This window comes from Pseudomonas sp. PLB05 (assembly GCF_021106615.1).
Lineage (GTDB): Bacteria > Pseudomonadota > Gammaproteobacteria > Pseudomonadales > Pseudomonadaceae > Chryseomonas > Chryseomonas benzopyrenica.
Genome location: NZ_JAJOHO010000002.1, coordinates 268,942 through 281,004 on the forward strand (window position 1 = coordinate 268,942; position 12,063 = coordinate 281,004).

Annotated in this window: 13 protein-coding genes; 7 read left to right on the plus strand and 6 right to left on the minus strand. The window is 67.5% G+C overall.

All coding sequences use genetic code 11. From position 1 onward, the window contains the following. Window positions 1-12 precede the first annotated feature (12 nt). Together LRS53_RS07960 and LRS53_RS07965 are read right to left on the minus strand one after the other, a co-directional pair. On the minus strand, window positions 13-1,782 hold the full coding sequence (locus LRS53_RS07960) for a GGDEF domain-containing protein (RefSeq protein ID WP_231355558.1): 1,770 nt from the start codon (window positions 1,780-1,782) through the stop codon (window positions 13-15). Between the two features lie 177 nt (window positions 1,783-1,959). After that, window positions 1,960-2,589 (minus strand): thiol:disulfide interchange protein DsbA/DsbL, encoded by a 630-nt coding sequence (locus tag LRS53_RS07965; protein WP_017639243.1) that lies wholly within the window; start codon window positions 2,587-2,589, stop codon window positions 1,960-1,962. A 201-nt stretch (window positions 2,590-2,790) separates the two neighbouring features. Between LRS53_RS07965 and yihA the strand changes: the two genes are divergently transcribed. Then, window positions 2,791-3,429, plus strand: a complete 639-nt coding sequence (gene yihA / locus LRS53_RS07970) for a ribosome biogenesis GTP-binding protein YihA/YsxC (RefSeq protein WP_017639244.1) — start codon at window positions 2,791-2,793, stop codon at window positions 3,427-3,429. A gap of 189 nt (window positions 3,430-3,618) precedes the next feature. On the opposite strand, the gene argC is transcribed toward yihA, so the two are convergent. After that, complete coding sequence (gene argC / locus LRS53_RS07975; RefSeq protein WP_231355559.1) at window positions 3,619-4,572, minus strand: N-acetyl-gamma-glutamyl-phosphate reductase; 954 nt, start codon at window positions 4,570-4,572, stop codon at window positions 3,619-3,621. Window positions 4,573-4,833: 261 nt separating this feature from the next. Between argC and LRS53_RS07980 the strand changes: the two genes are divergently transcribed. From LRS53_RS07980 to LRS53_RS08000, 5 genes are all read left to right on the plus strand, one after another. Beyond that, window positions 4,834-5,043: a DUF1127 domain-containing protein gene (locus LRS53_RS07980; RefSeq protein ID WP_064307700.1), complete on the plus strand. Its 210-nt coding sequence runs from the start codon at window positions 4,834-4,836 to the stop codon at window positions 5,041-5,043. A 73-nt stretch (window positions 5,044-5,116) separates the two neighbouring features. Beyond that, on the plus strand, window positions 5,117-5,437 hold the full coding sequence (locus LRS53_RS07985; protein WP_231355560.1) for a DUF2388 domain-containing protein: 321 nt from the start codon (window positions 5,117-5,119) through the stop codon (window positions 5,435-5,437). A 99-nt stretch (window positions 5,438-5,536) separates the two neighbouring features. Beyond that, window positions 5,537-5,836: a DUF2388 domain-containing protein gene (locus tag LRS53_RS07990; RefSeq protein WP_037006567.1), complete on the plus strand. Its 300-nt coding sequence runs from the start codon at window positions 5,537-5,539 to the stop codon at window positions 5,834-5,836. Window positions 5,837-5,870: 34 nt separating this feature from the next. Next, window positions 5,871-6,191, plus strand: a complete 321-nt coding sequence (locus tag LRS53_RS07995) for a DUF2388 domain-containing protein (RefSeq protein ID WP_007160025.1) — start codon at window positions 5,871-5,873, stop codon at window positions 6,189-6,191. After that, the gene (locus LRS53_RS08000) at window positions 6,188-8,149 is read left to right on the plus strand and encodes a DUF7844 domain-containing protein (RefSeq protein ID WP_442968489.1); all 1,962 of its coding nucleotides are present in this window, start codon (window positions 6,188-6,190) and stop codon (window positions 8,147-8,149) included. The genes LRS53_RS07995 and LRS53_RS08000 overlap by 4 nt, the downstream gene beginning before the upstream one ends. 113 nt (window positions 8,150-8,262) lie before the next feature. Here the strand turns inward: LRS53_RS08000 and LRS53_RS08005 are convergent, their stop codons facing one another. After that, window positions 8,263-9,717, minus strand: a complete 1,455-nt coding sequence (locus tag LRS53_RS08005; RefSeq protein WP_231355561.1) for a YdgA family protein — start codon at window positions 9,715-9,717, stop codon at window positions 8,263-8,265. 272 nt (window positions 9,718-9,989) lie between these two features. On the opposite strand from LRS53_RS08005, the gene LRS53_RS08010 reads away from it, so the two are divergent. Further along, complete coding sequence (locus LRS53_RS08010; protein ID WP_231355562.1) at window positions 9,990-10,640, plus strand: nucleoside/nucleotide kinase family protein; 651 nt, start codon at window positions 9,990-9,992, stop codon at window positions 10,638-10,640. Between the two features lie 31 nt (window positions 10,641-10,671). Here LRS53_RS08010 and LRS53_RS08015 read toward each other — a convergent pair whose 3' ends face one another. Beyond that, window positions 10,672-11,205 carry a DUF924 family protein gene (locus LRS53_RS08015; RefSeq protein WP_231355563.1) on the minus strand — a complete coding sequence of 178 codons (534 nt, stop codon included), beginning with the start codon at window positions 11,203-11,205 and terminating at the stop codon, window positions 10,672-10,674. A 39-nt stretch (window positions 11,206-11,244) separates the two neighbouring features. Then, window positions 11,245-12,003: an SDR family oxidoreductase gene (locus tag LRS53_RS08020; RefSeq protein ID WP_231355564.1), complete on the minus strand. Its 759-nt coding sequence runs from the start codon at window positions 12,001-12,003 to the stop codon at window positions 11,245-11,247. Window positions 12,004-12,063: the final 60 nt, after the last annotated feature.

The window sequence follows — 12,063 nt, forward strand, 5'->3', positions numbered from 1 at the left end:
ACGGCGGAAGGGTCAGGCCACGTCCAGGCGATCGCGTCCGGCGCGCTTGGCGCGGTAGAGCGCCTGGTCGGCACGTTCGAATACGGTATCGGCATCCTCGCCCGGCGCAAAGGCGGCAAGACCAGCGGACAGGGTGATCACCACCCGCTCGCCCTTGAAATGGAAGGGGCAGGCGGCGACGGCGGCGCGTAGCTGCTCGATCAGGGTCACCCCGCCGGCGACCGGCGTGGCGCTCAACAGCACGACGAACTCCTCGCCGCCGAAGCGGGCGATGAAGTCGGTCTTGCGCAGGCGGCGCTGCAATTCGCTGGCGATGATCTTGAGCACCTTGTCGCCGGCCAGGTGACCGTAGCCGTCGTTGATGCGCTTGAACAGATCGACATCGAGCACCGCCAGCAGCAGGTCGCCGCCATGGCGTTGCCAGCGGGCCACCTCCAGTTCCAGGCGTTCGCTCCAGGCGGCGCGATTGGGCAGCCCGGTGAGGGGGTCGCAGAGGGCCTTCTGTCGCTGTTCTTCGAGGTGGCCGCGATACTGCTGGGCCTCGCGCTCCATGCCGGCGACGCGCTCGGTGAGGGCGTTGAATCGCTCGCTGGCTTCCTGCTCGCGGGTCTCGCGCTGGCTCTGCTGCTCGGCCAGGCTGGTCAGCAGGCCTTCCAGTCGGCTGTCGAGGGACAGCTTGAGACTGTCCAAGTCGGTGGCCTCCTGGACCTCGCTCTGCAGTTCGTTGACCTGACCGCGCAGGGCCTCGCCAAAGGCCCGCTCCTGGGTCTGGCCGTCCTGACGCTGGTCGTGGACGTGTTGCAGACCGGTCTGGAAGGCGGCGAGGCGCTCGTTGAGGCGGCGCAGATAGAGCTGGAATTCGCTCTGCCCGGAATGGTTGAGGGCCAGCACCAGTACCGACAGGTCGTCGAGCACCGGTACCAGTTCGTACCAGTTCAGACTGCCCTGGATGCGCTGGCGCAGGTGCTCGGCCTGGGGCTTGTGGCTATCGGGCAGCGCCAGGTCGTCGAGCAGGCGCAAAAGGGTGGCTTCCAGATGCGGGGCGATGGCGCTGTAGCCGGGCTCGGGCACCGGTGGCAGGGCATAGGCCGGATCGGCCGGCGCAAGCGAAGCATCGCCGCTGATCTCGACGGCAGCGGCTGGCGGACTGGCCAGCGCTGGCGGTTCGGACGTTTCCGCCGGCTCGGCCTGGGCGAGAGGCGCAGCGGCGTCGGGCATCTGCGCCGGTAGCGTCGCTGGCGCCTCTTCCGCATGCTCGCCTCGTCCTCCCAGCAGGCGCTGCAGGAAGCCGGGGCGGGCGGGCTGCTCGGGGTGCAGCTGGCTCAGGGCCTGTTGCTGCAGGCGGCTGAACTCGCCGAGCAGCGCGGGCAGCTCGCTCGGCTGGCCGGCAGCGGCCTGGGCGCGCTTGGCGAAACCCTTGAGCGCCTTGCGCTGGTCACGCGGCAACTCCAGGGTCTGCAGCAGCCGGCAGAGTTCGGCAAAGGCCTCGGTTACCTGGCGCGCACGCAATTCCCGGCGCTGCTCGGAATCGAGCACGGTGCGCTCCAGGCGCGGAATCAGCTTGGCGAGATCGGCGTCGCTGTCGTCCCGGCGGAGAATGTCGCGCAATTCGACCAGGCAGGCGTCCACCGCCGCGTCGTTGCCTTCGGCGGCCAGACTGCTGCGCACGAGGCCACGACGCACCAGGTCCAGGCGGTTTTCCCACCGGCTCTCCAGGCGTTCGAGATTCTCGAGGCTCTCCAGGTATTTGTTTTTCCAGCGTTCGACGTCCGCGCGCTCCATCCGCCCGCTCCAAAGGCTTGAGGGTGGCCAGCAGGCAGGCACGACGGGGCGCCCAACCAACTTGATAGTGGCTAGGGTATCGGCGGTTTCGGGGAAAGTTTGAGCAGGACGACCAGAGGCCGCTTGGGCGGGACGAACTGAGGAGCCGCCGCCGCAGGACGCGGCGGCGGATGAAGCTTACTTGGCGGCGCGTTCTTTCTGGATCAGGAAGTCGGCGACTTTCAGGGTTTCGTCCGGACCACCCGAGGAGCCCAGGTCGAAACGATACTTGCCGTTGACCACCATGGTTGGTACGCCGGTGATCTGATAGGCCATGGCCAGTTTCTTGTCCTTTTCCACCTGACCCTTCACGGCGAAGGAGTTGTAGGTGCTGAGGAACTTGTCGCGATCCACGCCCTGGGTGGCGAGGAAGTCGGCCATCTCTTCGGGGGTGGCGAGCTTCTTGTGCTCCTTGTGGATGGCGGCGAAGACGGCGTCGTGCACCTTGGCTTCCACGCCCATGGCTTCCAGGGTCACGAACAGCTGACCGTGGACGTTCCAGACGCCACCGAACATGGCCGGCACGCGCTTGAAGGTGACGTCGTCGGGCAGCTTCTTGGACCAGGCGTTGAGGGTGGGCTCGAAGGCGTAGCAGTGCGGGCAGCCGTACCAGAACAGCTCAACCACTTCGATCTTGCCGGGTTCGGACACCGGAACCGGACTGCTCAGTTCGGTGTACTGCTTGCCGGCCTGGATGTCGTCGGCATGGGCGGCCGCGCCGAACAGACTGGCGGCGGCGAACACGGCGGAGAAAAGCAGGTTGCGCATGGGACTACTCCTGGAAGAAAGCACGCCCACCAACCGGGCATGACGGATTGCGGGCATTGTAGCCGGGTGCATCGCCGCGCCTAGTCGCTGACGCCGTCGAGGCCGGCCATGTTCAGGCTTCGTTCAGGTTGCCAGGAGCGCGGTCCTCGCCCAGCGCATCCGATATACTGCTGGCTTTGCCGCGCGCTCGCGAGTACCCCCATGTCCAGCTTCAAGAATCCCATCGTCGGTCTGTGCCAGCAGGCGTCCTTTCTCATCAGTGCCGCCAAGGTCGATCAGTGCCCGCTCGACAGCGGTCTGGAAGTGGCCTTCGCCGGTCGCTCCAACGCCGGCAAGTCCAGTGCGCTCAACACCCTGACCCACGCCAATCTGGCGCGCACCTCGAAGACGCCGGGGCGCACCCAGCTGCTCAACTTCTTCACCCTCGACGAGGAGCGGCGCCTGGTGGACCTGCCCGGCTATGGCTACGCCAAGGTGCCGATCCCGCTCAAGCAGCACTGGCAGGAGCACCTGGAAGCCTATCTGAGCAGCCGCAATTCGCTCAGCGGCGTGGTGCTGATGATGGATATCCGCCATCCGCTGACCGAATTCGACCGTCTGATGCTGGACTGGGCCCAGGCCAGTTCCATGCCGCTGCACATCCTGCTGACCAAGGCCGACAAGCTGGCCTTCGGCGCGCAGAAGAACGCCCTGCTCAAGGTCCAGCGCGAGGTGCGTCAGGGCTGGGGTGATACCGCCAGCATCCAGCTGTTCTCGGCGCCCAAGCGCCAGGGGATAGAAGATGCCCAGCGGGTGTTGGCCAGTTGGCTGGGTCTCGACGAGCCCGCCGCCGAGGCATAAAAAAACTCCGGACTTCCATCGGGGGAGGGGAGAAGTCCGGAGTTCAAGACTGGACCGCCACAGCAGGGGTCCAGCATCTGCCAACACTAAACAGCAAAGGAGCAGAACGGTTATCCGAACCGTTCAGCAATTCAGACGGGGCGCCTCGAGAAAGGTTCGCCCCGCCCGTGCAGAAAGCCGGCGCCCTGACTAGCGGCCGCTGGCGAGTCCCAGACCCTCGTCGGCGCCCAGGTGCACGTTCATGCACTGAACCGCAGCGCCGGCCGCGCCCTTGCCCAGGTTGTCCAGGCGCGCCACCAGCGTCATCCGCTCGGCATTGCCATAGACGAAGAGGTCGGCGCGGTTGGTATCGTTGTTGGCCTGGACGTCGAAGAAGCCATTGTCCAACTCCTCCTCGGCAGCTACCGGCGCCACCCGAATGAAGGCTTCGCCGTCATAGTGGCGGGCCAGCGCCGCCTGCAGGTCGGCCGCGCTGGTGCCCGGGCGCAGCTGGCTGGCGTGCAGCGGGATGGTCACCGCCAGGCCCTTGAGGAAGGGGCCGACAATGGGGCTGAACACCGGCGCGGCGGCCAGACCGCTCTGCACGCGCATTTCCGGCAGGTGCTTGTGGCCCTGGCCCATGGCATAGGGACGCGGACTCAGCAGGCGCGCCTCGCCGCCGGCTTCGTAGGCGGCGATCATCTGCTTGCCGCCACCGCTGTAGCCGGTCAGGGAAAAGGCCGACAGCGGGGTGTCCGGGGCCAGCAGGCCGGCATCCACCAGCGGTCGGGCCAGCAGGATGAAGGCGGTGGCGTGGCAGCCGGGGTTGGCGATGCGCTTGCTGGCGCGTAGCGCCTCGCGCTGACCGGGGGCCAGCTCGGGCAGGCCGTAGGTCCAGCCGCTGTCGGTACGGAAGGCGGTGCTGGCGTCGATGATGCAGGTGTTGGGATTGGTCACCAGACCGACCGCTTCCCGGGAGGCGGCATCGGGCAGGCAGAGGAAGGCCACATCGGCGGCATTGAGAAAGCGCGCGCGCTCGGCCGGGTCCTTGCGCTTGCTCTCGTCGATGCGCAGCAGTTCGATGTCCGAACGGCCGGTCAGGTAGTCCAGCAGACGCAGGCCGGTGGTGCCTTCCTGGCCGTCGACGAAAACTTTGAAGCTCATGGCGGTGCCTCTCGCGAATGGGCGCTGAAAGGGTCGATTGTAGCGACTCGGGCAGATCAGGCATACGCCGCAGGGCGGGGATACAGCCGTGTGCCTTCCAACCGGCGCAGTCCGCCCTGCTAGAGCGGTCCGGACAGTAGCGACAGGTACAGATTAAAAATTTTTAATTTTGTACGGATACAGTGTCGCGCAGCTGTAAGTGGTTCGCTCCGGTGCCAGCGGCGAAGCTGAGACTCCTCTGCCACCTCGCTGGATCTCGCCATGGATCGCTTATCGCCCGGTATCGCCCTTGCCCGTTTCGTCATTCACCGGCGTGGATTACGCCACCTGTGCGAGCTGCTCGTCCGCTGGCGATCGCGGGTCCAGAGCCGACGGCAACTGCAGCAACTGGACAGCCGCGCCCTGGCCGATCTGGGACTGAATCTCGCGGATCAGTACCGCGAAGGCGGCAAGCCCTTCTGGCGGGAGTGAAAATCTGCGCCGAAGTGCGACTTCCTCGGGCTGGCGGTAGTCTCAGTCAAGCCTATCCAGACGGGAGTCCCCCATGAAAACCCTGCACCTGGGCGCCGCCGCGGCGCTGTTCTGCCTGTCCACCGCCGCCTCGGCGTCGAGCTTCTATGTCACGACCGACATCATCGTCAACGCCATCGATGCGACCTCGGACACCACCTCGTCCATCACCGGCTCCTTCAAGAACGACAAGCTGGTCCAGGAAGCCCGTGACGATGCGGCCACCTACGTTGGCAGCGCCGGCGACATCCGCGGCGTACGCCTGGAAGCGGCGCTGGACCACCTGCGCAGTCAGGCGCCCGAACTGCGTCAGGCCAGTGATGGTCAGCTGGCCCAGGCGATTCTCGCCATCTGACGCGCAACACCGCGATACCCCCGTACTCCGTGGCTGCTAGCCCGGAACGGGGGGCTGCGTTAGCCTTGGCGACCATCTGCCACCGGAGGGTCGTCATCCATGCATATCCGTCGTTCTGCCGCGCTGTTGCTCGGCCTCTGTCTCGCCACGCCGGTCCTGGCGTTCGACTCCACCACCGAGGGTCTGGTCAAGACCATCTACGGCACCAGCCAGCTCACCACCGGTCCCTTCCAGAACAAGCTGGTCCTGGCGGCCCGTGACGATGCCGCGGCCTTCGTCGCCACCGACGGCGCCCTGCGCGGTGCCCAGCTGGAAGAAACCTTGAGAGCCCTGCGTGCGGCCGATCCGGCGCTGCACGCCTCCGACCGGGAACTCGCCCAGGCGATTCTGAGTCAGTAGTCCGTTTCAATTCCGTGACATCCCTGGAGTATCCATGCGCCGTTCCCTGCTTATCGCCGCTGCCCTGACCCTGGGCGTTTCGAGCCTGGCTCAGGCCCAGACCCTGGTGGCCACCAGTAACATCGTGGTGCGGGCGCTGCAGCGCAGCATCGACTTCACTTCCGACACCACCACCTCCATCCGCGACGCCAAGATGATCCAGGCCGCGCGTGGCGATGCCGCCAGCTTCGTCGCCACCGACGGCGACATCCGTGGCGTCCAGCTGGAAGAAGCCTTCCGCAGCCTGCGCGACCAGTTCCCGGCTGCGCGCCAGGCCAACGACCTGCAGCTGGCCCAGGCCATCCTGGCGCTGTGAAGAACCGCGCCGGCCGGCTGCGGCAGTGGCTGGCCGGCCTCGCGGCCGGCCTGGCCCTCGGTGGGGCCCAGGCCGCCCTGCACCTCGAACTCGACACCCAGGGCCTGACGCCCGCGCAGATACAGGCGACCCAGCAACTGCTGGCTGAAGCCCAGGCCCTGCTGCCACCCAAATTCAAGGCGGCGCTGGATGAGCGCATCCCGGTACGCTGGAGCAGCGAGCTGCTGGAAGAAGCCTATGGCGAGGCGGATCGGCGCAACCTGCTGCTCAATCGCCGCCTGCTGCCCAGTCTGGTGGACGGCAGCGACACCCGCATCCAGACCGGTCGCCCCCACGGCACCCAGCACCGCGAACTGCTGGCCACGGTGCTGCACGAGCTGACCCACTTCTATGACCGCGAGCGCGTCTGGACGCCCGCGCAGCGCCAGCTGATCCTCTCCTGCGGCGGCCTGGGGCTAACCTCCGACCAGCTGCCGGTGAAATGCCAGGGCCAGGCCGGGCGCAGCTACACCCTGTCCGACGATCCGCGGCTGCTGGACCTGGCCGGTTGGCAGGTAAAGACGCGCAAGCATGGCAATCGCGAGTCCAAGAACCTCTTCATCGCCCGCAGTCCCGATCTCTATGAAGTCACCAACCCGAAGGAATTCGTGGCGGTGAACATGGAGTACTTCCTGCTCGACCCGAGCTACGCCTGCCGGCGGCCGGCGCTGCAGCGCTACTTCGCCGAGCACTTCGGCTGGTCGCCGGCGCACGATGCCTGTCCGGGGCGCTATCCCTATCTCAACGCCGGCAACGACTTCGGCGAGGCGCCCCTGGGTTGGCTCGATCCGGAGCGGGTCTATGCGGTCGACTACCTGCTGGCCGAGGGCAACGAGAAGGTCATGAGCCGCTGGGGCCACAGCATGCTGCGCCTGGTGGTCTGCGCCCCCGGTCGGCCACGCGGCCCGGATTGCCGGCTGGACCTGCAATACCACCTGGTGCTGTCGTTCCGGGCCTTCGTCAACGACGTCCAGCTCTCCAGCTGGCGCGGTCTGACCGGCTCCTACCCCTCGCGGCTGTTCGTGCTGCCGCTGGCCCAGGTGGTGGACGAGTACACCAAGGTGGAGCTGCGCGGCCTGCAATCGGTCCCGCTCAAGCTGACCCGCCCGGAGATCGCCGATTTTCTCGAACGCACCGCCCAGGTGCACTGGAGCTATGACGGCCAGTACTACTTCGTCACCAACAACTGCGCTGTGGAAACCTTCAAGCTGTTGCACGACGGCGTGCCGCGTCTGGCCGATGCCCAGCTCGATGTCATCACCCCCACCGGGCTGATGGACGCGCTCAGGTTCAAGGATCTGGTGGACACCTCGGTGCTGGACGATCCGCGCGAGGCGCTGCGGCTGGGCTATCGCTTCGACAGCTTCCGCGAGCGCTTCCAGGCCATGTTCAAAGTGGCCAGGGAGCGCCTGAACCTGCCCCAGGGGGACGTCGAGGCCTGGCTGGCGCTGACCCCGCAGCAGCGCCGCGAGCACTTCCAGCGCGCCGATCTGCGCGCCAGCGCCGCCTTGCTGCTCTTGGAGCAGGCGGCCTATCGCCGAGCCTTGCTGCAGGCGCAGACCGAGCTCAAGGATCGCTACCTGGGCCAGGATGCGGTGGACAAGGCGCGCTTCGGCAAGGCCGGTGGTGCCCTGGAGCAGATCCTCAAGGACAGCGGCTACCTGAGCCGCCCCGCCGAGCTGCTCGGCACCGACGGCTACGGCCTGCCGCAACCGGGCGAGTGGGAACAGCTGACCGCCGAGAGCCAGAAGCGCCAGGCGCACCTGCGCAGCCTCAGAGACACCCTCAACAACGAGGTCCGCCAGCTGCTTTCGCCAGAGGCCCGCGACGGCCTGGACCTGACCGAAGGTAACCTGGACCTGCTCGGCAAGCACCTGCGCGAGCTGAATAAGGCCAGTGGCGGGCTGGAGTTGAAGTAGGTCGGTTGGGGCCTGTTGGGCTTCGCGTAGCTCAACCCAACCTACGGAGCCTGCGTAGGTTGGGTTGAGACGGCTTTATCGTCGAAGCCCAACAGCCCAAACATCCACTAGCGCTACGGCGCCTTGCCCTGGGGTTTGGCGGGTGCCGTGGGTTGCGGGCGTTCCAGCAGGGCCAGCAGCTGTTCCGGCGGTACCTCCTGGCCGTTGAGCATCAGCCGCCCGGCGCTGTAATTCAGGGTGGCCACCAGATCCTCGCCTTCGGCCTTGAGCAGGCCGCTGTTCAGGCCGATGCCGGCCAAGGCTTCGGCGGTGGCCTGGGCCTGTTGCTGCATGGCTGGCTGAGTGCGCTGGGCGCCGCCCTGGAACAGGACGCCATCCACCAGGCTGCCCCGCGCCACCGACAGGCGCGCATCGAGACCGGCCAGCAGCTGGGCCGCGAGTTGCTCCGGCGGTAGATCGTAGGTCGCTGGCTTGGCCAGGGTCAGGTCCAGGCGCAGGTGGTTGCTGCCGCCGGGAGTATCGAAGCGCAGGTCATCCACCACCAGTTGGGGACGCGCGGCGAGCACATCGCCGAGGTGCTGCTGCAAGGTCGCCTGGGTGGTGGGATCGAGACCCTGCTCGGTATCCAGCTGCAGGTGCTGCAGCAGGGCGTTGAGCTGGGCCAGGGCCGGGCTGTCGAGATTGCTGTAGTGACTGCTCAGACTCGCCTTGCCCAGGGTCTGGCCGGCGATGTCGAGTCGGCCGAGGCTGGCATTGAGCGTCCCCGCCAGTTGCTGGCCCTGTTGTTGGGTGTCGCCCTGGAGCTGCAGGTCCCGCAGCTCCACCGCGGGTTTGCCGGGCATGGCCAGCAGCAGGCGCCCCAGGCGCAGCTGACCCGGGCCCAGCCAGAAGCCATCGGCATTGCGGCGGTTGTCGCCGGTCAGCCCGAAACCTTCGGTCTCCAGCTTGGCCCAGCCATCCGGCGTGCGCACATTGAGGCTGAATTGGCCGACCGTGCTGTCCAGACGCAGTCGGCTGGCCTCCATGTCAGTGTGGAAGGTGGCGTTCAGACCGGAGAAGGCCACCGCGCCCTGGGGCTGGTCCAGGTGCAGGGCGGCCAGGGTCAGGCCGCCGTCCACCGCACGGTCGTAGCCCAGGGTGGCGTCGAGCTGCACGGGTTCGGCGCCCTTGGCCAGGGTGAAGAGATCGGCCGTGAGCGGCGTACGCGCCAGGGTAAAGCGGTTGACCGCCATGACCGGCGCCAGCTGCAGGGACTTGAGGCGGGTCAGGGGGAAGGGGCCGTGCTGGATGTCGTCGAGCACCCGCAGTACCTCCACGGGCGGCCGATCCTCGGCCTGCACGGTCAGGCTGAAGGTGGCGGTGCTGCTGAAGACACCGCGTTGCAGCTCGACCAGCTGCAGCTGCAAGGGGTACTCGGGCAGTTGCGCCTGCAGGGCCACCTGGGCCTGGCTCGCGGCCTGGCGCAATTCGCCCTCCAGCCGGGTGCCGGTGTACCAGGCGCCGCCCACGGCAGTGCCGACGGCGACCAGGGCCACACCGGCGAGGGTGGTGAGTAATGGTTTCTTCATGGCGACCAAATCCCTTTGTATAAGGCACACGGCGGCTTGCGGCCGATTGGAAGCGGAGTGTACGAGAGCGCCGGGTGGATGCCGAGGGGGCGCAGCGGTGATCCGCTCGTATGGCTGCAGACTGTGATCGCTTTCCGCCGGCGCAGCCCCCGAGTCGACGACCGCGGCGGTGGGTGCTAGCGTGCCGCGATCCCTATTGCCGGAACCTTCGCCATGACCGTTTTCCCATGTCTGCCTGCGGTTTCCATCCTCACGTTGCCGGGGGTGCCGGCATGAGCAGCCAGCGTCCGGTCGATGGCCTGCAACTCCCAGCTGAACTGCTGGCCCGCGCCGCGGCACTGCTGGCCCAGGGTGGACGTCGCCTGCTGGGCATCGCGGGCACCCCGGGTGCGGGCAAGTCGACCGTAGCCGAGCTGCTGGCGGCGGCGCTGGGCGAGCGTGCCGTGGTGGTGCCCATGGACGGCTATCACCTGGCCAATCGCGAGTTGGCCCGCCTGGGTCGCGCGCAACGCAAGGGCGCGCCGGACACCTTCGATGCGCGCGGCTATCGCGCCCTGCTGCAGCGGCTGAAGACGCCGGTGGCCAGGGAGACCGTCTATGCGCCGCTGTTCAATCGCGAGATCGAGGAGCCCATCGCCAATGCCATCCCGGTCCCCGCCGAGACCCAGCTGGTGATCAGCGAGGGCAACTACCTGCTGCTGACCCAGGCGCCCTGGAGCGATGTCGCCGAGGTGTTCGACGAGTGCTGGTACGTGCGCGTCGATCCCGCGGAGCGCCGTGAACGCCTGGTCGCCCGCCACATGCACTTCGGCCGCAGCCGCGCGGAGGCCGAGGCCTGGGTGGAAAGCACCGACGAGCCCAATGCGCGACTGATCGACGGCGATAGAGCCCGGGCGGATCTGGTAGTGGAGTGGCGGGGCTGAGGCAGCCTGTCTCGGCGGCCAGAAGAAACGGCTAGAAACCGCCGCCAGCATCCAGCCAAGCCTGTTCCTCCGGCGTACTGAGCCGCCCCAGCGCCCGGTTGCGGTGCGGGAAGCGACCGAAGCGAGCGATCACCTCCAAGTGGGCCTCGGCATAGCGCCGGTAGTGCTCGATGCCCAGATCCTCGAACAAGTCGAGCGAGCGCTGCTGATCGGCCAGGGCTTCGGAGTGTTCGAACGGCAGATAGAAAAAGGCGCGCAACTCGGCTTCGACCTGCTGATCCAGGCCGGCGTCGATCGCCTGGCGCGCGTGCCTCAAGGCCAGGCCGTCGGTGGCGAAGGCGTGGCCGCTATGACGATAGATATTGCGCGGGATCTGATCGAGCAGCAGGCACAGGGCCAGGGCGCCTTCGGCGCCGGTGGCCCAGCCGTCCAGTTCCCCGCGGCTGGCGGCCAGATGCGCGGCCTCGAAGCGAGTGCGGCATTCGGCATCGAAGGCAGGGCCGCCGTTGAACCACTGGCGCCGGCCGGCGGCGCGCCAGAAGGAGACGACTTCGGTTGGATTCATTTCCTGCTCCCTGTCTGATCGGGTTCCACGTGGAACCCCTTAGCCCCGACCCACATAGGGCATCTTGGTCGCCATCACCGTCAGTGTCTGAACGTTGGCGTCCAGTGGCAGGCTGGCCATGTAGCGGACGGCGTCGGCGACGTGTTTGACGTCCATGCGCGGTTCCACGGCAGTGCTGCCGTCGGCCTGGAGCACGCCACTCGCCATGCGCTCGGTCATCTCGGTGGCCGCGTTGCCGATGTCGATCTGGCCGCAGGCGATATCGAAGGCGCGACCGTCCAGAGCCAGGGCCTTGGTCAGACCGGCCACGGCGTGCTTGGTGGCGGTGTAGGGCGCGCTGAAGGGCCTGGGCGTGTGCGCCGAGATGGAGCCGTTATTGATGATGCGCCCGCCACGGGGCGACTGCGCGCGCATCAGGGCGAAGGCGGCCCGACTGCAGAGAAAGACCCCAGTGAGGTTGGTGTTGACCGCCCGGTGCCAGGCGTCCAGCTCCAACTCGTCGATGGGTACCGCCGGGGCGCCGACGCCGGCATTGTTGAACAGCAGGTCGAGACGGCCATAGGTGTCGCGGATGCGGGCGAACAGGGCCTCGACGCTGGCGGCATCGGTGACATCGCAGGGTACCGCCAGGGCTTCGCCGCCCTGTTGCCGGGCCTCTTCGGCGAGGGCCTCCAGGGGTTCGGCGCGACGGGCTGCCAGGACCACGCGGAAGCCGTCCGCGAGCAGGCCGAGGGCGACGGCGCGGCCGATGCCCTGGGAGGCACCGGTGACGAGGGCGATGGGACGGACGGTGGTCATGGGCGGTCCTTGGGCTGAGGAGGGAGCTTCCAAGGCTAGCAGGTAGGCGGGGGTGGTGGG

Excerpts from the sequence above, each read along its gene's own strand:
- LRS53_RS07960 (WP_231355558.1), bottom strand. The coding sequence starts at position 1,782 with ATGGAGCGCGCGGACGTCGAACGCTGGAAAAACAAATACCTGGAGAGC.
- LRS53_RS07965 (WP_017639243.1), bottom strand. The coding sequence starts at position 2,589 with ATGCGCAACCTGCTTTTCTCCGCCGTGTTCGCCGCCGCCAGTCTGTTC.
- yihA (WP_017639244.1), top strand. The coding sequence starts at position 2,791 with ATGTCCAGCTTCAAGAATCCCATCGTCGGTCTGTGCCAGCAGGCGTCC.
- argC (WP_231355559.1), bottom strand. The coding sequence starts at position 4,572 with ATGAGCTTCAAAGTTTTCGTCGACGGCCAGGAAGGCACCACCGGCCTG.
- LRS53_RS07980 (WP_064307700.1), top strand. The coding sequence starts at position 4,834 with ATGGATCGCTTATCGCCCGGTATCGCCCTTGCCCGTTTCGTCATTCAC.
- LRS53_RS07985 (WP_231355560.1), top strand. The coding sequence starts at position 5,117 with ATGAAAACCCTGCACCTGGGCGCCGCCGCGGCGCTGTTCTGCCTGTCC.
- LRS53_RS07990 (WP_037006567.1), top strand. The coding sequence starts at position 5,537 with ATGCATATCCGTCGTTCTGCCGCGCTGTTGCTCGGCCTCTGTCTCGCC.
- LRS53_RS07995 (WP_007160025.1), top strand. The coding sequence starts at position 5,871 with ATGCGCCGTTCCCTGCTTATCGCCGCTGCCCTGACCCTGGGCGTTTCG.
- LRS53_RS08005 (WP_231355561.1), bottom strand. The coding sequence starts at position 9,717 with ATGAAGAAACCATTACTCACCACCCTCGCCGGTGTGGCCCTGGTCGCC.
- LRS53_RS08010 (WP_231355562.1), top strand. The coding sequence starts at position 9,990 with ATGAGCAGCCAGCGTCCGGTCGATGGCCTGCAACTCCCAGCTGAACTG.
- LRS53_RS08015 (WP_231355563.1), bottom strand. The coding sequence starts at position 11,205 with ATGAATCCAACCGAAGTCGTCTCCTTCTGGCGCGCCGCCGGCCGGCGC.
- LRS53_RS08020 (WP_231355564.1), bottom strand. The coding sequence starts at position 12,003 with ATGACCACCGTCCGTCCCATCGCCCTCGTCACCGGTGCCTCCCAGGGC.